The organism is Streptomyces sp. GQFP, assembly GCF_021545335.1.
Taxonomy (GTDB): Bacteria; Actinomycetota; Actinomycetes; order Streptomycetales; family Streptomycetaceae; genus Streptomyces.
Genome location: NZ_CP089312.1, coordinates 5,352,737 through 5,371,635, shown reverse-complemented (window position 1 = coordinate 5,371,635; position 18,899 = coordinate 5,352,737). Strand labels below are relative to the sequence as shown.

The 18,899-nt window shown below is 69.7% G+C and carries 20 protein-coding genes and 3 tRNA genes; 10 read left to right on the top strand and 13 right to left on the bottom strand.

Annotated features, from left to right (window positions below; all coding sequences use genetic code 11):
• Positions 1-2 precede the first annotated feature (2 nt).
• From LUX31_RS23820 to LUX31_RS23805, 5 genes are read right to left on the bottom strand one after another with little or no spacing between them, the layout of a single operon-like run.
• Entirely contained in the window at positions 3-818 is an 816-nt protein-coding gene (locus LUX31_RS23820; protein WP_235476994.1) for a maleylpyruvate isomerase family mycothiol-dependent enzyme, read from the bottom strand.
• Between the two features lie 7 nt (positions 819-825).
• A complete protein-coding gene (locus LUX31_RS37950; protein ID WP_443046069.1) occupies positions 826-918 on the bottom strand; it encodes a DUF397 domain-containing protein in 93 nt (30 codons plus the stop codon).
• On the bottom strand, positions 915-1,004 hold the full coding sequence (locus LUX31_RS37945; protein ID WP_443045991.1) for a DUF397 domain-containing protein: 90 nt from the start codon (positions 1,002-1,004) through the stop codon (positions 915-917). Before LUX31_RS37945 ends, LUX31_RS37950 begins: the two co-directional genes overlap by 4 nt.
• Positions 1,001-1,219, bottom strand: coding sequence for a DUF397 domain-containing protein (locus LUX31_RS23810; protein ID WP_235476993.1), 219 nt, complete (start codon positions 1,217-1,219; stop codon positions 1,001-1,003). The genes LUX31_RS37945 and LUX31_RS23810 overlap by 4 nt, the downstream gene beginning before the upstream one ends.
• Positions 1,216-2,136 carry a helix-turn-helix domain-containing protein gene (locus LUX31_RS23805; protein ID WP_235476992.1) on the bottom strand — a complete coding sequence of 307 codons (921 nt, stop codon included), beginning with the start codon at positions 2,134-2,136 and terminating at the stop codon, positions 1,216-1,218. The genes LUX31_RS23810 and LUX31_RS23805 overlap by 4 nt, the downstream gene beginning before the upstream one ends.
• Before the next feature lie 188 nt (positions 2,137-2,324).
• On the opposite strand from LUX31_RS23805, the gene LUX31_RS23800 reads away from it, so the two are divergent.
• Both LUX31_RS23800 and LUX31_RS23795 read left to right on the top strand, forming a co-directional pair.
• Positions 2,325-2,873: a hypothetical protein gene (locus tag LUX31_RS23800; RefSeq protein ID WP_235476991.1), complete on the top strand. Its 549-nt coding sequence runs from the start codon at positions 2,325-2,327 to the stop codon at positions 2,871-2,873.
• A gap of 3 nt (positions 2,874-2,876) precedes the next feature.
• Positions 2,877-3,758, top strand: a complete 882-nt coding sequence (locus LUX31_RS23795; protein WP_235476990.1) for a GNAT family N-acetyltransferase — start codon at positions 2,877-2,879, stop codon at positions 3,756-3,758.
• A gap of 17 nt (positions 3,759-3,775) precedes the next feature.
• On the opposite strand, the gene LUX31_RS23790 is transcribed toward LUX31_RS23795, so the two are convergent.
• The 4 genes from LUX31_RS23790 to purS all read right to left on the bottom strand — a co-directional run bounded on the left by LUX31_RS23790 (position 3,776) and on the right by purS (position 7,304).
• Positions 3,776-4,021, bottom strand: a complete 246-nt coding sequence (locus LUX31_RS23790; protein ID WP_235476989.1) for a hypothetical protein — start codon at positions 4,019-4,021, stop codon at positions 3,776-3,778.
• A gap of 87 nt (positions 4,022-4,108) precedes the next feature.
• Complete coding sequence (gene purL, locus LUX31_RS23785; protein WP_235476988.1) at positions 4,109-6,367, bottom strand: phosphoribosylformylglycinamidine synthase subunit PurL; 2,259 nt, start codon at positions 6,365-6,367, stop codon at positions 4,109-4,111.
• The gene (gene purQ / locus LUX31_RS23780) at positions 6,364-7,044 is read right to left on the bottom strand and encodes a phosphoribosylformylglycinamidine synthase subunit PurQ (RefSeq protein WP_235476987.1); all 681 of its coding nucleotides are present in this window, start codon (positions 7,042-7,044) and stop codon (positions 6,364-6,366) included. The genes purL and purQ overlap by 4 nt, the downstream gene beginning before the upstream one ends.
• The gene (gene purS, locus LUX31_RS23775; RefSeq protein WP_235476986.1) at positions 7,041-7,304 is read right to left on the bottom strand and encodes a phosphoribosylformylglycinamidine synthase subunit PurS; all 264 of its coding nucleotides are present in this window, start codon (positions 7,302-7,304) and stop codon (positions 7,041-7,043) included. The genes purQ and purS overlap by 4 nt, the downstream gene beginning before the upstream one ends.
• A 350-nt stretch (positions 7,305-7,654) precedes the next feature.
• On the opposite strand from purS, the gene LUX31_RS23770 reads away from it, so the two are divergent.
• The 8 genes from LUX31_RS23770 (at position 7,655) to LUX31_RS23735 (ending at position 12,327) form a co-directional block, all read left to right on the top strand.
• The gene (locus LUX31_RS23770) at positions 7,655-7,972 is read left to right on the top strand and encodes a histone-like nucleoid-structuring protein Lsr2 (protein WP_235476985.1); all 318 of its coding nucleotides are present in this window, start codon (positions 7,655-7,657) and stop codon (positions 7,970-7,972) included.
• A 132-nt stretch (positions 7,973-8,104) separates the two neighbouring features.
• Positions 8,105-8,176 (top strand) — tRNA-Gly (locus tag LUX31_RS23765).
• A gap of 80 nt (positions 8,177-8,256) precedes the next feature.
• Positions 8,257-8,329: transfer RNA gene (locus LUX31_RS23760), tRNA-Gly, on the top strand.
• Between the two features lie 163 nt (positions 8,330-8,492).
• Positions 8,493-9,470: an ABC transporter ATP-binding protein gene (locus tag LUX31_RS23755; protein WP_235476984.1), complete on the top strand. Its 978-nt coding sequence runs from the start codon at positions 8,493-8,495 to the stop codon at positions 9,468-9,470.
• Positions 9,471-9,526: 56 nt separating this feature from the next.
• Positions 9,527-10,270: an ABC transporter permease gene (locus LUX31_RS23750; RefSeq protein WP_235480031.1), complete on the top strand. Its 744-nt coding sequence runs from the start codon at positions 9,527-9,529 to the stop codon at positions 10,268-10,270.
• A gap of 20 nt (positions 10,271-10,290) precedes the next feature.
• Entirely contained in the window at positions 10,291-11,589 is a 1,299-nt protein-coding gene (locus LUX31_RS23745) for a histidine kinase (protein WP_235476983.1), read from the top strand.
• Positions 11,586-12,197 (top strand): response regulator transcription factor, encoded by a 612-nt coding sequence (locus LUX31_RS23740; protein WP_235476982.1) that lies wholly within the window; start codon positions 11,586-11,588, stop codon positions 12,195-12,197. The genes LUX31_RS23745 and LUX31_RS23740 overlap by 4 nt, the downstream gene beginning before the upstream one ends.
• Before the next feature lie 57 nt (positions 12,198-12,254).
• Positions 12,255-12,327: transfer RNA gene (locus LUX31_RS23735), tRNA-Gly, on the top strand.
• Between the two features lie 57 nt (positions 12,328-12,384).
• Here the strand turns inward: LUX31_RS23735 and LUX31_RS23730 are convergent.
• From LUX31_RS23730 to purD, 4 genes are all read right to left on the bottom strand, one after another.
• Complete coding sequence (locus LUX31_RS23730) at positions 12,385-13,296, bottom strand: phosphoribosylaminoimidazolesuccinocarboxamide synthase (RefSeq protein WP_235476981.1); 912 nt, start codon at positions 13,294-13,296, stop codon at positions 12,385-12,387.
• Positions 13,297-13,381: 85 nt separating this feature from the next.
• The gene (locus tag LUX31_RS23725) at positions 13,382-14,914 is read right to left on the bottom strand and encodes a N,N-dimethylformamidase beta subunit family domain-containing protein (RefSeq protein ID WP_235476980.1); all 1,533 of its coding nucleotides are present in this window, start codon (positions 14,912-14,914) and stop codon (positions 13,382-13,384) included.
• Between the two features lie 516 nt (positions 14,915-15,430).
• Complete coding sequence (locus tag LUX31_RS23720) at positions 15,431-17,209, bottom strand: hypothetical protein (RefSeq protein WP_235480030.1); 1,779 nt, start codon at positions 17,207-17,209, stop codon at positions 15,431-15,433.
• 331 nt (positions 17,210-17,540) lie between these two features.
• Positions 17,541-18,794, bottom strand: coding sequence for a phosphoribosylamine--glycine ligase (gene purD, locus LUX31_RS23715; protein WP_235476979.1), 1,254 nt, complete (start codon positions 18,792-18,794; stop codon positions 17,541-17,543).
• Between the last annotated feature and the right edge of the window lie 105 nt (positions 18,795-18,899).

Below are 18,899 nucleotides of genomic sequence, written 5' to 3'. Positions count from 1 at the left end.
CGTCAGGACATGAGGGGGAGCAGGTCTCCGAGGTCGGCGCGTTCGCCGCTCGCGCTGGCCTGGGCCTTGTCGAGGGCGTCGGTCCAGGTGACCCGGCCGGTGGCCAGGCGGATCCAGGTCAGCGGGTCGGTCTCGACGACGTTGGGCGGGGTGCCACGGGTGTGCCTCGGGCCCTCGACGCACTGCACCACGGCGTACGGCGGGATCCGGACCTCCGTGGAGCCGCCGGGGGCCTTGGCGGCGAGGGTGTCGGCGAGGAGACGGGTACAGGTGGCGAGGGCCTGACGGTCGTACGGGATGTCGAGGCCCGGGACCGCGTCGTTCAGGTCGTCGGTGTGGACGATCAGTTCGACGGTGCGGGTTACCAGGTAGTCGGCGAGGGTCATGGCGCCGGTGCGGGTGGCGAGCCGGCGAGTGCCGGGGGCCGTGGCCAGGCGTTGGGTGAGGCGATGTTCGGTGAGGGAGTAGAGGGCGTTGAGGGAATCGCGGTCGGGGTGGCCGGCAGCCAGCTCGTGGGTGCCCCCGGCGATGTCGGCGGCGCGGGCAGCGGTGGCGAACGGCCAGTCGAGAAGGGCGAGTTCGGCTTTCGCCGGCTCGTCCCGGTCAAGGTTGCGGCTGACGGTCTCCACGGCCATGGTGACGTGCGCGACCAGGTCACGGACGGTCCAGTCCCCGAGGCGGGTGGGGAGGGTGAGTTGGTCGGGGGTGAGGGTGCGGACGGCGGTGCGGATGTTGGCGTACTGGGTGAGGACTGCGGTGCGGGTCTTGGCGGGGTCGTACGTTCGGGTGCGGGGCTTCGCCTTTTTGGCCGGGGGCATGCGGGGGTCAACTCCGGAGGTGGTCTAGCAGCGCGGCGAAGGCTTGTGGGGGGAGGAGGAGGGTGGGGCCTTGGGGGTGCTTGGAGTCGCGGACGCCTATGCGGGGGTGGGGGTGAGGTGGGCGACTTCTACGCAGGTGCCGCCTGTTTCGTCACTGTAGGACGACTTGAACCAGGTTCCATTCATCGATCTGTTCCCTTCATGTAAGCGGTCAGAGCAGCAAACGCAGTCAGGGGCAGCATCAGCACGGGTCCGGATGGGACTTTGGAATCACGGACGGCGACATGAGCTGAGGCGAGGGGCGCTATCTCGACGCAGCTGCCACCCGCGTCGCTGCTGTACGAGGACTTGAACCAGGCTGCTTCCAGGGCAGGTTCACGGGCATCTCGGCGGGTGCTCATCTCGGTTCCATCTCTCGTGCTAGTTGCTCCAGAAACCCAGGGGTCTCCCTTGGCGCGGACGCCCCGGCTGCCATGGCCTCGAACCTGCGGGCATACCGCCAGAGTTCCGTGTCCTTGCCCGTCAAGCTCACGGTGTCCAGGGTGTCGATACTGACCACACGGGGCAGCGGCGGATCGAACTCCATGAGGATGAAGTTGTCCGCGGACCGGTAGACAGGCTGGGACATCGGCAGGATCTGCACGGTCACGTGATCCAACCCGACAAGTTCCGCAAGGTGCGCGTACTGCTCACGCATGACCTCCGAGCTGCCGTAGACGCGCCGCACCGCCGCCTCTTCGAGGACCGCGTGTACTTCGACGGGACGGTCGCTGCGCAGGATGGCCTCCTTGCGCCGCATGCGAATCTCAACGTTCCGCTCGACGAACTCGGTTGTCCGCTCATCGATGGGCTTGGCGATCTCGAACTGGGCCCGCGCATACGCTTCGGTCTGGAAGAGCCCGAACATCCTGTCCGGCTGGTAGGCACGCAAGATCTTGGCATCCCCCTCCAGCCCCACGCTCATACCGAACCCCGAAGGCATGAGGCTCCGGTACGGCGACCACCAGCCCCGGTGCAGCGAACTCTTGTGGACCTCCAACAGGAAATCCACGTCATCCGGATCTGTCACCCCGTACCGGTCGAGGAGTTCCTTGAGGTCCTGGACCTTGGGGAGGCCCGTCAGACCGTTCTCGACGCGGTACAGCTTCGACTCCGTGAAGCCGAGCCCCTTCACGGCCTGCGCCAACGTCATGCCGTTGCCTTCACCGTCATCCCGAAGGGCGTTCTGGCGCAGCCTCCGCAGCTCCTGACCGAGTTGCATCCGTCGGATCGTCGGCCCCGTCTTCGTTGCCACCGTGCCCGCCCCTTCTGCGGTCATGCCCGCCAACACTACGACTATGCCTGTCACTTGACGCCTTGTGCCCATCAAGTCACGGCCTGTGAACTAAGTGTGGCAGCCCTTGCCCTCCTTGCGCAGCCACATACCAACTTTCTGGCATTTGCCAGTTCTCGTGGAATTTCTACGTTCGATTGCCTAGCTACTGGAACGGCGGAACCGTTGTCCCCATGACCACCCCTGAGCCTCACCGCCGAAACCGTGCCCTCACCGACGTCCCCTTCATCCTGGGTGACCGAGTCCAGGGCACCGCCTTCGTCCCGCCCTTCCTCCGTGAGCGTGAGGCGCCCGAGCCCGTCGAGGGCGTCGTCGTGCAGGTCGGGTCCGGTTACCCGGAGGCCGATGGCGCGGACGACCTCGTCTGGGTACGGCTCGCCGACTCCACCGAGCGCCAGTGCCACGTGAACGATGTCGTCGTCAGCGTCGAGAACGAGCCACTCTGTGACGTGTGCAAGGTCGGCCGCGCCCCGTTCCTGCGCTATGGGACCCTCGAAAACACCGGCCGTATGTGTTCCGCGTGCCTCCGCAGGACCCACATCTGCGCCCTCTGCCAACAGCCCGGCAACGCCCCGCTGGTCGCCCTGGGCACGGCTGACCAGGGCACCGGGCCTGGTCGGACCACGTACGCGTGCGCGGCCTGCGCCGCATCAACCAGCCATTCTTCGCCGGGCCCCGACGGCAATCGCGTTGCTGGCGGCGACGTAGATCCGAAACCATGAGGCATGCGATCGGATGGCTGGTACCTCACCGAAGACGTGCACGAGTTCTCTGCCCTCGCCGGGGATTTCCTGCGCTCAAGGCCCGCTCTGCATACCACCGCACTGACGACCATCGAGCAGGTGCGTACGGACGGGCCGGGCGCGAGCACCGCCCAGGACCCCGTCTTCGGCCGGCTGGAGCAGGACGGCGAGGTCACCGCCGCCTTCCTCCGGCTCACCCCGCAGAAGCGCCTGAGCGTCACCTCCCTCACCCCCGAGCAGGCCGACGGTCTCGCCGCCCATCTGGTCGGCTTCGGTCACCGGCTTCCGGGCGTCAGCGGGGACATCGACACCGCGACCGTCTTCGCCGAGGCCTGGCAGCGGCACACGGGCGCGACGCCGACGTTCAGTACCCGGATCCACCTGTACCGCCTCGGCACGCTCACCCCGCCGGAGCCGGTGCCGGCGGGGCGGGGCCGACTCGTGGGCGAGGCGGACCATGAGCACCTGATGCAGTGGTGCCGTGAGGCCGCGGAGTTCTTCGGGGAAGACATCACCATCAACGCCGACACCTGGGCCGGCACCCGCTTCGGCGAGAAGACCTACACCTACTGGGAGACACCGGACGGCACACCCGTCTCCATGGCGGGCGTGAACCCCCTGGTCGGCGGCCAGGTCCGGGTGGACCCCGTCTACACCCCGGCCCACCTCCGCGGTCGCGGTTACGCGGCTGCCGTGACGGTCGAGGTGACCCGGGCGGCGCTGGAGGCGGGCGCGACGGACATCGTGCTGTACACGGACCCGAACAACCCCACGAGCAACGCCCTCTACAAGCGAATCGGCTACCGCCTGCTCACGGACTGGGGCGCGTACGACTTCGCGTATGCCGATACCGAACTGCAGTAGGCGCAACAGGTGCGTCGTCACTGGGACTTCATGACATGCCCCAGCGCGACCAGGCCGACGCCGACGGCGAGCAGTGACAGTGACTCGGCGTTCCAGCTGACCACCATCAGCAGGGCGCCCGCTCCCCAGAGCCTGGGCTGCCTCACGTGCCGCTGGAGCCAGTTGCCCGGCATTCGGCCGAGAAGCAGGGCGTGCACCCCGAGGACGACCCAGGCAAAGGCGAGCGCGAGCAGCAGCAAGGCCAGCGCGCCGAGCGAGAACATCCCGTAACCCATAACCCCCCTGACCAGCTAGCGAGAAGGTCCCGCCCGAACCCGGACGGGACCTCAACCTCGTACAGCCAAAGGCGACTACGCCAGCAGCGCCGGAATCGTCCCCTCGTGCGCCTCGCGCAGTTCGGCCAGCGTGAGCGTGAACTCGCCCTGCAGCTCGATGGAGTCGCCGTCGACGACACCGATCCGCGTCACCGGCAGCCCCCGCGCCCCGCACATGTCGTTGAAGCGGAGTTCCTCCGAGCGGGGAACCGCGACCACCGCACGGCCCGCCGACTCCGAGAACAGGAGGGTGAAGGCGTCGAGCCCGTCCGGTACGACCAGACGCGCGCCCTTCTCGCCGAGCAGCGCCGACTCCACGACCGCCTGGATCAGACCGCCGTCCGACAGGTCGTGGGCCGAGTCGATCATGCCGTCGCGGGACGCGGAGATCAGGATCTCGGCGAGGAGGCGTTCACGCTCCAGGTCGACCTTCGGGGGCAGGCCACCCAGGTGGTCGTGCACGACCTGCGACCACGCCGAGCCGCCGAACTCCTCGCGCGTGTCCCCGAGGAGGTACAGCAGCTGCCCCTCCTCCTGGAACGCGACCGGAGTGCGTCGTGCCACGTCGTCGATCACGCCCAGGACCGCGACCACCGGGGTCGGGTGGATGGCGACCTCGCCCGTCTGGTTGTAGAGGGAGACGTTGCCGCCCGTCACCGGCGTGCCCAACTGCTGGCAGGCGTCCGCGAGTCCACGTACCGCCTCCGCGAACTGCCACATCACCGCCGGGTCTTCGGGCGAACCGAAGTTCAGGCAGTCGGAGACGGCGAGGGGCTTCGCGCCTGTCGTCGCCACATTTCGGTACGCCTCCGACAGCGCCAACTGGGCGCCCGCGTACGGGTCCAGCTTGGCGTAGCGGCCGTTGCCGTCCGTCGCGATGGCGACACCGAGGCCGGTCGACTCGTCGACGCGGATCATCCCGGAGTCCTCGGGCTGCGCCAACACCGTGTTGCCCTGCACGAAGTGGTCGTACTGGGAGGTGATCCAGGACTTCGACGCCTGGTTGGGGGACGACACCAACTGGACGACCTGTGCCTTCAGCTCATCCGAACTCGTCGGCCGCGCAAGCTTGTTGGCGTCGTCCGCCTGGAGGGCGTCCTGCCAGTCCGGGCGGGCGTACGGGCGCTCGTACACCGGGCCGTCGTGCGCGACCGTACGCGGGTCGACGTCGACGATCTTGCCGCCGTGCCAGAAGATTTCGAGCCGGTCGCCGTCGGTGACCTCACCGATCACCGTGGCGATCACGTCCCACTTGTCGCAGATCTCCAGGAACCGGTCGACTTTCTCCGGCTCCACGACCGCGCACATGCGTTCCTGCGACTCGCTCATGAGGATTTCCTCAGGAGAGAGCGTCGAGTCGCGGAGGGGTACGTCGTCCAGGGTCACGCGCATGCCGCCGGAGCCGTTGGACGCCAGCTCGGACGTGGCGCAGGAGAGGCCCGCCGCGCCCAGGTCCTGGATGCCGACTACCAGCTTCTCTTTGAAGGCCTCCAGGGTGCACTCGATGAGCAGCTTCTCCTGGAAGGGGTCGCCGACCTGCACGGCGGGGCGCTTGCTCGGCTTGGCGTCGTCGAAGGTCTCGCTCGCCAGGATCGACGCGCCGCCGATGCCGTCACCGCCCGTACGAGCCCCGTACAGGATGACCTTGTTGCCCGCGCCCGACGCCTTCGCCAGGTGGATGTCCTCGTGCCGCATGACACCGATCGCACCGGCGTTGACCAGCGGGTTCCCCTGGTAGCAGGCGTCGAAGACGACCTCGCCGCCGATGTTCGGGAGGCCCAGGCAGTTGCCGTAGCCGCCGATGCCCGCCACCACGCCCGGGAGCACGCGCTTGGTGTCCGGGTGGTCGGCCGCACCGAAGCGCAGGGGGTCCACCACAGCTACCGGCCTGGCACCCATCGCGATGATGTCGCGCACGATGCCGCCGACGCCCGTGGCCGCGCCCTGGTAGGGCTCCACGTACGACGGGTGGTTGTGCGACTCGACCTTGAAGGTGACCGCGTAGCCCTGGCCGACGTCGACCACGCCCGCGTTCTCGCCGATGCCGACGAGCAGCGCGTCGCTCTGCGGAGCCTTCTCGCCGAACTGGCGCAGGTGCACCTTCGACGACTTGTAGGAGCAGTGCTCGGACCACATGACCGAGTACATGGCGAGTTCGGCGCCGGTCGGGCGGCGGCCGAGGATCTCCACCACCCGCTCGTACTCGTCCTTCTTCAGGCCGAGTTCGGCCCAGGGCAGCTCGACGTCGGGGGTCTCGGCCGCGTGCTCGACCGTGTCCAGAGGCGTCCGGCTCATGCGTTGACCAGCTTCTTGAGGATCGAGGTGAAGAAGGGGAGGCCGTCCGTGCGGCCGCTGCCGATCAGCGGCTCGACCGCGTGCTCCGGGTGCGGCATGAGGCCTACGACGTTCCCGGCGGCGTTCGTGATGCCGGCGATGTCGCGGAGCGAGCCGTTGGGGTTGAAGTCGAGGTACCGGAAGACCACCCGGCCCTCCGCCTCCAGCTCGTCGAGCGTGTACTCGTCGGCGACGTACCGGCCGTCCATGTTCTTCAGCGGGATGTGGATCTCCTGGCCGGCGTCGTAGTCGACGGTCCAGGCCGTGTCCGCGTTCTCCACCCGCAGCTTCTGGTCGCGGCAGATGAAGTGCAGGTGGTTGTTGCCGAGCATCGCGCCCGGGAGGAGATGCGCCTCGGTGAGGATCTGGAAGCCGTTGCAGATGCCGAGGACCGGCATGCCCGACTTCGCCTGCTCGATGACCGACTCCATCACCGGGGAGAAACGGGAGATGGCACCCGCGCGCAGATAGTCGCCGTACGAGAATCCGCCCGGCAGAACCACCGCGTCGACCTGCTTGAGATCCTTGTCCTTGTGCCAGAGAGCCACCGGCTCCGCACCCGCGAGCCGGATCGCGCGCTGAGTGTCCCGGTCGTCCAGCGAACCCGGAAAGGTGACGACTCCAATACGAGCAGTCACTTCTCTTCCCCCACCATCTCCTCCACCTTCACGGTGAAGTCCTCGATCACGGTGTTGGCGAGGAAGGATTCCGCAAGATCATGGATGCGGGCGAGCGCGGCGTCGTCCACCGGTCCGTCAACTTCCAGTTCGAATCGCTTTCCCTGACGTACGTCGGAGACACCGTCGAAACCGAGACGCGGCAGTGCACGCTGCACCGCCTGGCCCTGGGGGTCGAGGATCTCCGGCTTGAGCATGACGTCGACTACGACGCGTGCCACTGGCACTCCCGGTGTGTGGTGCTGAGCAGGTCGCTTCAGACTACCCGTACAAAATTTCTACGCGGGTAGATTCGTAGGAATCTACGGGAACCGACGAGAACGGCATCACGATCCGGTATCGGACCGGCGCCAACACGAAAAGTTCTGGGAAAGATCCGGGTTCGCATCCAGGATGTCTATTGCGCGGGAGACACACGGACAGATTTAGTCGGGCTTCCCATTGCAATGCCGGGCACTGTACAAAGGAAAAGGCATTAGCCGATACTTTGCCCAATAACAGTCGGACAGCCGACATCTCCCGACGTCTTCGCACGTCGTAGCAGAGGTGTCGCACGAAGGGACCGATATTCGTGGCTCAGCGTGTCGTGGTCACACTCTCCGACGACATCGACGGCTCGGAAGCGGCGGAAACGATCGCCTTCGGACTTGACGGCAAGTCGTACGAGATCGACCTGAATCAAACCAATGCCAAGAAACTGCGTAAGGCCCTGGAGCCGTACGTGGAGGCCGGCCGCAAGCGGTCGCGCTCCGGCAAGGCGTACAAGCAGACGGAGGTCGCCCCCGACCCGGCGGCGGTGCGGGCCTGGGCCCTCGCCAACAAGTTCGACGTGCCGGCCCGCGGGCGCATCCCGAAGAAGGTGTACGAGGCCTTCACGGCTGCTCAGTAGTACCCCCAGCAGTACCCCTGCGGAGCCTCAGGAGCCCCTCGGCGCAACCGACTTGCGTTGCCCCCCTGCTGATCAGCTAGAGTCTGGAGCACGCCGAGGGGCAAGGCCGAAAGGCCCGGCTCACGGAGGCTTGCGGGTGTAGTTCAGTAGTAGAACATCCCCCTTCCAGGGGGAAGGCGCAGTGTGCAATTCCTGTCACCCGCTCTGCATCGCCGGTCCGACCACACTTGTGGATCAGGTAGGCTGGTGCTCGCGCCAGTCGGTGAAAGCCGACTGGAGGCAATGCGGACGTAGCTCAGTTGGTAGAGCGCAACCTTGCCAAGGTTGAGGTCGCCAGTTCGAACCTGGTCGTCCGCTCAGCAGTCGAAGGCCCTAGTCCAATGGACCGGGGCCTTCGTCGTGTTCCCAGACACCACTTCCATCGGCTCCAGCTCCAGCTCCATCGACGTCTGACATTTGTCATGCGCGCTGATGACACCGCGCACTGCCCTCCCCTCCTTCCGGCCCGGATGCTGAAGGCATGGAAACCAACGAACGCGAACACGTGATTGAGGTCACTGACCTGCGGCGTGTGTACGGGGGCGGGTTCGAGGCGGTGCGCGGGGTGTCCTTCTCCGTGGGCCGCGGGGAGATCTTCGCCCTGCTCGGCACGAACGGCGCGGGCAAGACATCGACGGTCGAGCTGCTGGAGGGGCTCGCGCCACCGGCCGGGGGGCGGGTGCGGGTGCTCGGCCATGATCCGTACGCCGAGCGGGCCGCCGTACGGCCGCGCACCGGCGTGATGCTCCAGGAGGGCGGCTTTCCGTCCGACCTGACCGTCGGCGAGACCGCGCGGATGTGGGCAGGGTGTACGAGCGGCGCGCGGCCCGAGGCGGAGGCGCTCGCGCTCGTCGGACTGGAGCGGCGGACCGGCGTACGCGTGAAGCAGTTGTCCGGGGGTGAACGGCGGCGGCTCGACCTCGCGCTCGCCCTCCTCGGCGACCCCGAGGTGCTGTTCCTCGACGAACCGACGACCGGCCTCGACGCCGAAGGGCGCCGCGACACCTGGGAGTTGGTACGGGAACTGCGCGCCAGCGGTACGACCGTACTGCTCACCACGCACTACCTGGAGGAGGCCGAGGATCTCGCCGACCGGCTCGCCATCCTCCACGAGGGGCGCATCGCCGCCGCCGGTACGCCCGCCGAGGTGACCGCCTCGCAGCCGTCCCGGATCTCCTTCGAGCTGCCCACCGGGTACTTCGTGGGGGACCTGCCGCCGCTCGACTCGTTCGGCGTGAGCGGGTACGAGGAGGAGGGGCGCGTCGTGCGACTGCGCACCCATCAACTCCAGCGCGCGGCAACGCGGTTGCTGATGTGGGCCGAGGGGGCCGGGGTCGAGCTGCGGGGGCTGGACGTGCGGTCGGCCTCGCTGGAGGAGGCGTTCCTGCGGATCGCGCGGGAGGCGTCCGCGGGCGTGAAGAGTACGGGTTCCGTCGTGGCTGAGGAGCGTGTCGCGTGAGCGCGGTTGTCGATCGCGTCGGTACGGACGGGAGTACGACCACTCCCGCCGGGCGGATGCGGGCCCTGGCCCGGGCCGAGGCGGCGCTGTTCCTGCGGAACAAGGGGACGCTCGTCGCGGCCCTGTTCGTGCCGCTGGTGCTGCCGTTCAGTGCGTGGTCCGCCGCCGACGGGATGGACCTGAAGGAGGCCGGGCTCAGTACGGGGACGGTCATTCTGCCCGCCTCGGTCGGCTTCTCGCTGCTGTTCGCCGTGTACGCGGCCCTCGTCGGCGTCTACACCGCCCGGCGCGAGGAACTCGTACTCAAGCGGCTGCGCACCGGTGAGCTGCGCGACGTCGAGATACTCACCGGATCGGCGCTCCCGGCGGTCGCGACAGGCTTCGTACAGAGTGTGCTGCTGGCCGTCGGCTGTGCCGTCCTGCTCGACCTCGACGCGCCACCGGCGCCCCAACTCGCCTTCATCGGGCTGCTGTTGGGCCTGGTGCTGTGTACGGCGCTGGCCGCGCTCACCGCGAGCCTCAGCCGGACCACCGAGAGCGCGCAGGTCACCTCGCTGCCGCTGATGCTCGTCTCGTTCCTCGGCTCCGGGATCACCGTCCCGCTGGAGGTGCTGCCCGACCGGCTGGCCTCCTTCTGCGAACTCCTGCCGCTGACGCCCGTGATCACCCTCGTACGCGGCGCCTGGACCGGTGACCTGTCGGCGTACGAGGCCCTGGGCGCCGTCGTGACCGGCCTGGCCTGGACCGTGCTGTCGGTGTTTGCTGTACGACGGTGGTTCCGCTGGGAACCTCGGCACTGACGGGACGGGGAGCACAGGACATGCGCAGGCCCGGGAGCTGGTGGCGGCGCAAGAGCGCGCCGGCGAAGGTGGAGACGTACACCCGCTGGACGTTCCACATGATCGCCTTCGTCGAGGTCACCGCGATCGGGCTGCCCGTGCTGGGGCTGCTGGACGGGTGGCCCGCGCTCTGGCTGTCGCTGGTGGTGTGCGTGCACGCCGTGCTGTGTGCGGTGACCGCCTCCCGGGCACTGGACTGGATCTGCGGGACCCGGGAGCAGCCCGTACGGCTGCTGGCCGTGCTCGGCGCCGTCACCGCGCTGATCGGCGTCGGCGCCCTCTTCCTGGGCAGGCACGGGACGGGCGGCGACGACCTGGAGACCGGCGCGGCCTCGCTGTTCATCGGGGTGGTGTGCTTCGGCGCGGGCAGCATCGCCCTCGGGATACGCGGCCGGACGCGGATGCTGGCGATAGTCACCGGCCTGGCCGTGGGCTCGGTCGCCATGTCCCTCCTGGTGGGTTTCCCGGCGAACGAAGCCGTCTTCACGGGCGTCGTGGTGCTGCTCACCGCCGGGTTCATCACGTTCACCAGCGCCCTCTCCGTCTGGCTGCTCAAGGTCGTGTACGAACTCGACGAGGCCCGCGAGACCCGGACCCGGCTCGCCGTCGCCGAGGAACGGCTGCGGTTCGGACGCGATCTGCACGACGTGATGGGCCGCAACCTCGCGGTGATCGCCCTCAAGAGCGAACTGGCGGTGCAACTCGCCCGACGCGAACGGCCCGAGGCCGTCGACCAGATGATCGAGGTGCAGCGCATCGCCCGCGAGTCGCAGCGGGAGGTACGGGATGTCGTACGGGGGTATCGGGAGGCTGATCTGGGGGCTGAACTCTTGGGCGCGCAGGGTGTGTTGACTGCCGCGGGGATCTCCTGCGAGGTGACTGGGGAGGCGGCGGTCGGGCTGCCGGGGGAGGTGCAGTCGGCGCTCGGGTGGGTGGTCCGGGAGGCGACCACCAATGTGCTGCGGCACGGGGATGCGGGCTGGTGCGGGGTTCGGGTGCGGGTGGGGGACGGGTGTGTGGTGCTGACCGTGGAGAACGACGGGGTCGCGGGCGGGGGCGCGTCCGAGGTGGGGGCCGGGTCCGGGCTTGTCGGGCTGCGGGAGCGGTTGGCCGCTGTGGATGGGCGGCTGGAGGCGGGGGTTGTGGGCACGGGTGCTGGTGAGGGGTGGTTTCGGGTGGTCGCCACTGTGCCGCTGCCTGCGTCGCTGCCTGCGGATTCGGGTTCGGGAGCTGGGTCCGGCTCCGGTGCCGGGTTCGTTGTGAGTGAGGTCACCTCATGAGTGGTGTGCGGCTGCTGCTCGCCGACGACGAGCACCTCATCCGGGGTGCGCTGGCCGCGCTGCTCGCTCTGGAGGACGATCTCGTGGTCGTCGCCGAGGCCGCCACCGGGCCCGAGGCGCTGGCCATGGCCCGGGCGCACCGGCCCGACGTGGCCGTGCTCGATCTTGAGATGCCGGGCGCGGACGGTGTGAAGGTCGCCACAACGCTGCGGGCCGAACTGCCGGAGTGCCGGGTGCTGATCGTGACCAGTCACGGCCGACCGGGGCATCTCAAGCGGGCGCTGGCTGCCGGTGTGCGGGGGTTTGTCCCCAAGACGGTCAGCGCGCAGCGGCTCGCCGAGATCATCCGTACCGTGCACGCCGGAAACCGTTACGTCGACCCCGAGTTGGCCGCCGACGCGATCTCCGCCGGGGACTCCCCGCTGACCGCGCGCGAGGCCGAGGTGCTCGAACTCGCCGCCGACGGGGCTCCGGTCGCGGAGATCGCGGAACGGGCCGCGCTGTCTCAGGGGACCGTACGGAACTATCTGTCGTCGGCCGTTTCCAAACTCGGGGCCGAGAACCGGCATGCCGCGGTGCGGCTCGCCCGGCGTCGGGGTTGGGTATAGTTGGTCTCGCGCCACGGCACGTACGGCAGGTTCGTACGACAGTGTGCGGGACGCGATGCGGACGTAGCTCAGTTGGTAGAGCGCAACCTTGCCAAGGTTGAGGTCGCCAGTTCGAACCTGGTCGTCCGCTCAGCAGTCGAAGGCCCCGGTCCAGTGGACCGGGGCCTTCGTCGTGCTCCGGGCGGGCTCAGCTCCAGCTGAGTCCCGTCAGGCGTTCGTACGCCTCGATGTACTTCGCGCGGGTCGCGTCCGTGACGAGCTGCGGGAGCGGCGGCGGGGGCTGCTCGCTGGCGCGGACCCAGCCGGATGCGGCGGACGTGAGCCAGTCCCGTACGAACTGCTTGTCGAACGACGGCTGTGCGTGGCCGGGCTCCCACTGGTCGGCCGGCCAGAAGCGGGACGAGTCCGGGGTGAGGACCTCGTCGGCCAGGATCAGGGTCTCCCCGGCCGCCGTGCTCTCGTACCCGAACTCGAACTTCGTGTCGGCCAGGATGATGCCCCGGTCGCGGGCGATGTCGCGGGCGCGGGAGTAGACGGCGAGGGTCGCCTGGCGGAGCTCGGCGGCGGGCTCGGCGCCGACCTGGCGGGCGACCTCCTCGTACGACACGTTCTCGTCGTGCTCGCCGACCGCGGCCTTGGTGGCCGGGGTGAAGATCGGGGCGGGGAGTTCCGAGCCGTCGGTGAGCCCCTCGGGGAGGGCCAGGCCGCAGACCGTACGGGTCGCGTTGTACTCGGTGAGGCCGGAGCCGGTGAGGTAGCCGCGGGCCACGCACTCCACCGGCATCATGCGCAGGGACTTGCAGATCAGGGTGCGGCCCGCCCAGTCGGCGGGGGCGCCCGGCGGGAGTTCGGTGCTCAGGACGTGGTTGGGGGCCAGGTCGGCGAGCTGGTCGAACCACCAGAGCGAGAGCTGGGTGAGGACGCGGCCCTTGTCGGGGATCTCCGTCTGCAGCACCCAGTCGAAGGCGGAGATACGGTCGCTGGCGACCATCACGAGGTCGCCCGCCTCGTTCTGGTACAGGTCGCGCACCTTGCCGGTGTGCAGATGCACCAGGCCCGGAACCTGGAGGGGCTCGGGCTTTTCTACGAATCCGGACACGGTTCCTCCCCGTGGTGATGTCCAAGTGGGTCGATTCTCCCGTATGCGGAGACTCGATCGACGCCAGGGGTTGGGCGGCCGGGTTTCAGTCTCGTTTGCAGATGCGGTCCAGGAGGTTCGCGGTGGCCCGTTGGACACGGGCGTCCACGTGGCCGGGGCGGTCCAGGGAGGGGGACCACGCGAACGTTCCGGACGCGAAGACCAGGGCGCCCGAGGGGGCCCGATAGAGGGAGGTCTCCTGGTGACGGAGGGCTCCTTCGCTGTCCGCGTACGGGGAGTGGGCGAGGAGGATGCGGTCCTCGTGCTCGGGGAGCTGGGTGCGCGGGAAGTAGCGGTCGGCCTCGCCGGCCACCATCCCGTCGATCTCGTCGCCGTCGTGGGCGCCGGTCGCCTCCCACATCCAGTGGTCGGCGTTGCGCACGACCATGGGGGTGGGCTCGGGGACCCGGCCCGCGTACTGGATACCGATCAGCTGCTGCTCGGGCCGGTCGATCTCGCGCCAGAGGGCGGGCTTCCCGGGCCCGCGACGCTTGCGGCAGGTGAGGAGGCGGTCGGCGACACCGGACGGGGACGGGCCCAGCTCGACCTGCCAGTACATGGTGTTGGCGGAGAGGAAGACGAGGGACGTGCCGTTCTCCCGGGCGAGTTCGGTGGTGCGGCGCATCGCCGAGGACCAGTACTCGTCGTGGCCAGGGAAGACCAGGCCCCGGTAGCGGGTGGGGTCCACGCGGCCGGCGTGCAGGTCGCGGGCGTCGGCGTAGGCGAGGTCGTAGCCGTAGCGCTCGGCGAAGCGGATGAAGTCGTAGGCGTGGCCCACGTGGAGGGGGAGGCCGGCGCCGGCGTACGGGCGGTCGAAGGAGACCGTCGTCGCGGCGTCGGCCTCGCCGAGGAGCCGGCCTTCGTCGTCCCAGGCGTGGTAGAGGCTCGCACCGGTGCGGCCGTCCTCCGGGTAGAGGTTGTACGCCTGCCAGGTGATGTCGGGCAGGAGGAGCAGCAGGTCCGCCGGGTGGTTGTCGCGGACGGTGAAGGGGATGTGGGAGCGGTAGCCGTCGGCGGTCGTGAGGACGGCGACGTACGCCCCGATGTTCCAGTACGACGGGATCTGGAGCCGCCAGGAGAGCCACCAGTGGTGGCAGGAGACCGTGCGGTCGGCGGTGAGGGGTGGGGGCTGAACGATGCCGGAGAGGCGGGGGCTGGTGGTGATCTTGGCTGCGCCGTCGCCGCCGTAGTGGCCGATGCGGTAGATGTCCACGGCGAACTCTTGCGGCGGGTCGACGGTGATGTGGAAGTCGATGGCTTCGCCGGGGGCGGCGGGGCCGGTGGAGGCGAAGCCCTTGATCTGCCGGTGTACGTCGTCGGCGGCTCGGGGGCCGCCGGTGGGGCGGGGGGCGGTGCGGGGGGTACGGGAGGTACGGGGGTTGGGGATTCTGGCGGTGGCTGTGCCGTATGGGGTGGGGGCGGGGTCTAAGGGGTCCACGTACCAAGGGACTACGTGGCCCGTGTCGTCGAAGTAGGTCTCGCTGCCTCGGAGCCAGGGGACGGGGCCCAGGCCGAAGGGGTCCGTGACGGCGTGCGCGAGTGCTCCCGACTCCCAGCGGCGGATCGGCTGCGACCCCATGACTGCTCCCCTCCCTGGCTCCCCCGTCAGCTGTGTGCGTGCGGTGTTGCGTTTCGCGGTGTTGCGTCTCGTGGTCTTGCGTTTCGCGGTCTTGCGCTTCGCGGTCTTGCGCTTCGCGGGCTGGTGTCCCGCTGTCTTATGTCCCGAGCGATTGCCATGTGCGCTATCGGTCCCAGCACATCACATTACGCACGCAGTCCGTCACCGTTCGTCGCTAATTGACCAGAAGCGGAAGGGAGTCCTCCGACCTGTTTCTTCGCCCCCGCCGCCCCTACCCGTTCCCATCCCTGGGGGCTGCGCCCCCAGACCCCCCTTTTCGGCCTGAACGGCCTCGTCCTCAAACGCCGGACGGGCTAGATGTGGTGCCGGCCGGTGCTTGATCTTTCAGCCCAGGCCCAGGCATTTCAGCCCGTCCGGCGTTTGAGGACGAGCGCGTTCAGCGCGATACGGGGGTTCGGGGGCAGCGCCCCCGAGGATGGGACGGGTAGGGGCGGCGGGGGCGAAAGAACCCTCTGGTCACACCAGGCGTACCGGCTTCTCCGGGCGTACTCCTGTTGTGCGGAGCCATGCCTCCAGGGGGGCCGGGTCGCCTTTTTCTATCAGGGTCAGGACCCTTGGGCCCAGGTCCGCCGCTCGTTCGCCGTTGAGGAGGAGCGACGGGCCGTCCAGCCAGTCCAGGCCCGGTGTCGCCCCCGCCGTGTCCATCGCCGCGCAGCACACCATCGCGGTGACGTGATCGGCGAGCAGCTCGCGCCCCGTGCGCGGCGGCTGCAGAGGGAAGAGTGGCAGCCCGCCGTCGTCCCAGACGGACGTCTCCGGGCCCTGGCCGGCCAGGCCTGCCGGCGCCGCCGCCTCCTCGCGGGCGACCTCCGCACTGATCCCGGCGGCAAGAGCCTCGCTGCGTTCGCTTCCCACCCGTTCCTCGTCGCCGTCACCGTACTCGTACTCGTACTCCTCCTCGTCCGCCGTCTCCCTCGCGGACGGTTGAGGCGTCTGCGGCGTCGCCAAGTGGTTCATCACGCGGGAGAGGGTCGGGGCGTCGGGGTCCCGGCGTGTGGGTGTCGCCGTGCGGTGGACGCCCAACGTGTCCAGGACCCGGTGCAGGCGTGCCGCGTCCGTACGCCACTTGCGGTCGACCACCTCCTCCGGGTACTCCTGCCAGTCCACCGGCGCCCAGTCAGGACCGGGCTCGGCCGGACCCCCGTGGAAGAGGCGGGCGGCGAGGAGCGAGGCCGCCTCGTCGATCGCGCCGGGCTCTTCGAGCAGGTCGCAGGCCGGGCGCTCGCCCAGCCGGGACGTGAAGCCCTCGGCCAGCCGGTCGCGGCGCGACAGTTCCGTGAGCGCCGCGACGACGCCCGCGTCCAGCCGGGCCGGCCAGCGGCCCATCCGCCAGGCGGGGAGCGCGACCCGGGTCAGCAGCCGGTCCCAGCCCGCGTACGCCAGCCCGACCTGTTCCTGTGCGACGATCCGCAGCCCGTAATCCACAGCCTGTGCACGCTCGGCGGCGGCCACCGCGACCCCGCGCTCCATCTCGGCCGCGTGCACCCGACAGCCGCGCAGCAGCAGCCTCGCGACCCAGCCGACGCCCGCGAGCGCCGTACGGGACACGGGTCCGCGCTGCGGCGCAGCCGCCACGGCCACCGCCGCGTCCAGGCCCCGTACGAAGCGCCGCGCCGCCGCGATGTCCGGGTGGGCAGAAGGGCCCGTACCCGCGACGACCGGGGCGAGGACCGCGCGCAGTTCGCCGACGCGCATCCACCACAGGAACGGCGAGCCGATCACGAGGACGGGCGCCGCCGTCGCCGCCGCACGCCGGTGCTGCCCCTGGAGGGCGGGACGCAGGCCTCGTACGCCCGATATCTCGTCCCGGTCCTCCGCCGGGGGCGGGGTGTGGGCGCGGTGGGTGCGGTCCTCCAGCCAGCTGTCGCAGTCCGGGGTGAGCGCTATCGCGGAGGGTGCGGGGACGCCCAGGCGGTCGGCCAGGTCGCGCACCAGGTGGTAGAGGTCCGGGGCCGATTCCTCGGCTATCGGGACCGTGGGGCTCATGGCCGGGCGGGCGCGGGCGACGACCAGGGCGATGACGGCTGCCGCGAGGAGTACGACGATCGCGGCGCCGCTCGTGATCCAGCGGGCGAGGTGCCAGCCGCCGCCCACGAGGTGGCCGGTGGAGACACCGGCCCACAGCACGACGGCGACGGCCGCGGGCAGCAGGGCGACGGCCAGGGCCCTGCTGCGGATGCGCAGCACGGCCAGAGCCCGGGAACGCGCGACCTGCGCGCCCGCCTCCACACCCATACCGGTCACGACCGGATGCCACCCCCTGCCTTCTCACCGTTTCCGCACACGCTGACGTTGCTCACTCCCCCACTGTGGCACCCACCACTGACATCGCAATGCCGGTGGGCCAAGTGCCGGAACGCTTGCGCCGCACCATAGTTGGGGGCCCGGTCCTCGTCAGCCGGATGGGGGATCGGTCACTCGATGGAATGGCTTTGGGGAGAGGTGGGTGACGCACGGCGACGACGGAGTGGCAGGGAAGCGGCAGCTGGGAGGCCCTTGAACGACTCTCGGGCCCCGCATCCTTAGACGGATTCGGGGCCCGAGGGGTTCATCGGTGACTGTACGGTTACTCGCCCGCCGCCGCCTTCGCCGCGATGTCCGTGCGGTGCTGGGAGCCGTCCAGGTGGATGCGGCCGAGGGCCGTGTACGCGCGGTCGCGGGCCTGGTTCAGGTTCTTGCCGGTCGCCGTCACGGAGAGCACCCGGCCGCCCGCGCTCACGACCGCGTCGCCGTCGCGCTTCGTGCCCGCGTGCAGGACGTACGCGTGCGGGGCGTCCTCGGCGGCCACGTCGGCGAGGCCGGTGATCGGGTCGCCGGTGCGCGGGGTGCCGGGGTAGTTGTGCGAGGCGATGACCACGGTGACCGCCGCGTCGTCGCTCCAGCGCAGGGGCTCCAGGTCGGCGAGGGTGCCGTTGGCGGCGGCGAGGAGGATGCCCGCCAGCGGGGTCTTCAGGCGGGCCAGGACCACCTGGGTCTCCGGGTCGCCGAAGCGGGCGTTGAACTCGATCACGCGGACGCCGCGCGAGGTGATCGCGAGGCCGGCGTAGAGGAGGCCGGAGAAGGGGGTACCGCGGCGGCGCAGTTCGTCGACCGTCGGCTGCAGGACCGTCTGGAGGACTTCCTCGACCAGCTTCGGGTCGGCCCAGGGGAGCGGCGAGTAGGCGCCCATGCCGCCCGTGTTCGGGCCCTCGTCGCCGTCCAGCGCGCGCTTGAAGTCCTGGGCGGGCTGGAGCGGGAGGACCGTCTCGCCGTCGGTGATGGCGAAGAGGGAGACCTCGGGGCCGTCGAGGAACTCCTCGATGACGACGCGGTCGCAGGAGTTCGCGTGGGCGGCGGCGGCTGCGAGGTCGTCGGTGACGACCACGCCCTTGCCGGCGGCGAGTCCGTCGTCCTTCACGACGTACGGGGCACCGAAGGCGTCGAGGGCTTCATCCACCTCGTCGGGAGTCGTACAGACGTATGAGCGTGCCGTGGGGACGCCGGCTCCCGCCATGACGTCCTTCGCGAAGGCCTTGGAGCCCTCCAGCTGCGCGGCCTCCCCGGAGGGGCCGAAGACCGGGATGCCCGCGCCTCGTACGGCGTCGGCGACCCCGGCGACGAGCGGCGCCTCCGGTCCTACGACGACCAGGTCGGCGCCGAGCTCCACGGCCAGCGCGGCCACGGCCGTGCCATCGAGGGGGTCGACCTGACGCAGCTCGGCGACCTCGGCGATGCCGGCGTTGCCGGGGGCGCAGTAGAGCGCGGTGACGTCGGGGTCGAGGGACAGGGAGCGGCACAGGGCGTGTTCGCGGGCGCCATTACCGATGAGGAGGACGTTCACGCGGGTCAGTTTAGTGGTCCGGGGTGGGATGGTTCCCGGCGCTGGTGCGGGCGTCGCTGGGGGCTGCCGCCCCCAGGCCCCCGCTGTCGGCCTGAACGGCCTCGT

What these genes read in the sequence shown, in the direction of transcription:
- LUX31_RS23750 (WP_235480031.1), top strand. Translation starts at nt 9,527, where the DNA reads ATGCGGGCCCTGGCCCGGGCCGAGGCGGCGCTGTTCCTGCGGAACAAG.
- LUX31_RS23800 (WP_235476991.1), top strand. Translation starts at nt 2,325, where the DNA reads ATGACCACCCCTGAGCCTCACCGCCGAAACCGTGCCCTCACCGACGTC.
- LUX31_RS23790 (WP_235476989.1), bottom strand. Translation starts at nt 4,021, where the DNA reads ATGTTCTCGCTCGGCGCGCTGGCCTTGCTGCTGCTCGCGCTCGCCTTT.
- LUX31_RS23755 (WP_235476984.1), top strand. Translation starts at nt 8,493, where the DNA reads ATGGAAACCAACGAACGCGAACACGTGATTGAGGTCACTGACCTGCGG.
- LUX31_RS23810 (WP_235476993.1), bottom strand. Translation starts at nt 1,219, where the DNA reads ATGAGCACCCGCCGAGATGCCCGTGAACCTGCCCTGGAAGCAGCCTGG.
- LUX31_RS23745 (WP_235476983.1), top strand. Translation starts at nt 10,291, where the DNA reads ATGCGCAGGCCCGGGAGCTGGTGGCGGCGCAAGAGCGCGCCGGCGAAG.
- LUX31_RS23805 (WP_235476992.1), bottom strand. Translation starts at nt 2,136, where the DNA reads ATGACCGCAGAAGGGGCGGGCACGGTGGCAACGAAGACGGGGCCGACG.
- LUX31_RS23740 (WP_235476982.1), top strand. Translation starts at nt 11,586, where the DNA reads ATGAGTGGTGTGCGGCTGCTGCTCGCCGACGACGAGCACCTCATCCGG.
- LUX31_RS23725 (WP_235476980.1), bottom strand. Translation starts at nt 14,914, where the DNA reads ATGGGGTCGCAGCCGATCCGCCGCTGGGAGTCGGGAGCACTCGCGCAC.
- LUX31_RS37945 (WP_443045991.1), bottom strand. Translation starts at nt 1,004, where the DNA reads ATGAATGGAACCTGGTTCAAGTCGTCCTACAGTGACGAAACAGGCGGC.
- LUX31_RS23795 (WP_235476990.1), top strand. Translation starts at nt 2,877, where the DNA reads ATGCGATCGGATGGCTGGTACCTCACCGAAGACGTGCACGAGTTCTCT.
- LUX31_RS23820 (WP_235476994.1), bottom strand. Translation starts at nt 818, where the DNA reads ATGCCCCCGGCCAAAAAGGCGAAGCCCCGCACCCGAACGTACGACCCC.
- purL (WP_235476988.1), bottom strand. Translation starts at nt 6,367, where the DNA reads ATGAGCCGGACGCCTCTGGACACGGTCGAGCACGCGGCCGAGACCCCC.
- LUX31_RS23720 (WP_235480030.1), bottom strand. Translation starts at nt 17,209, where the DNA reads ATGGGTGTGGAGGCGGGCGCGCAGGTCGCGCGTTCCCGGGCTCTGGCC.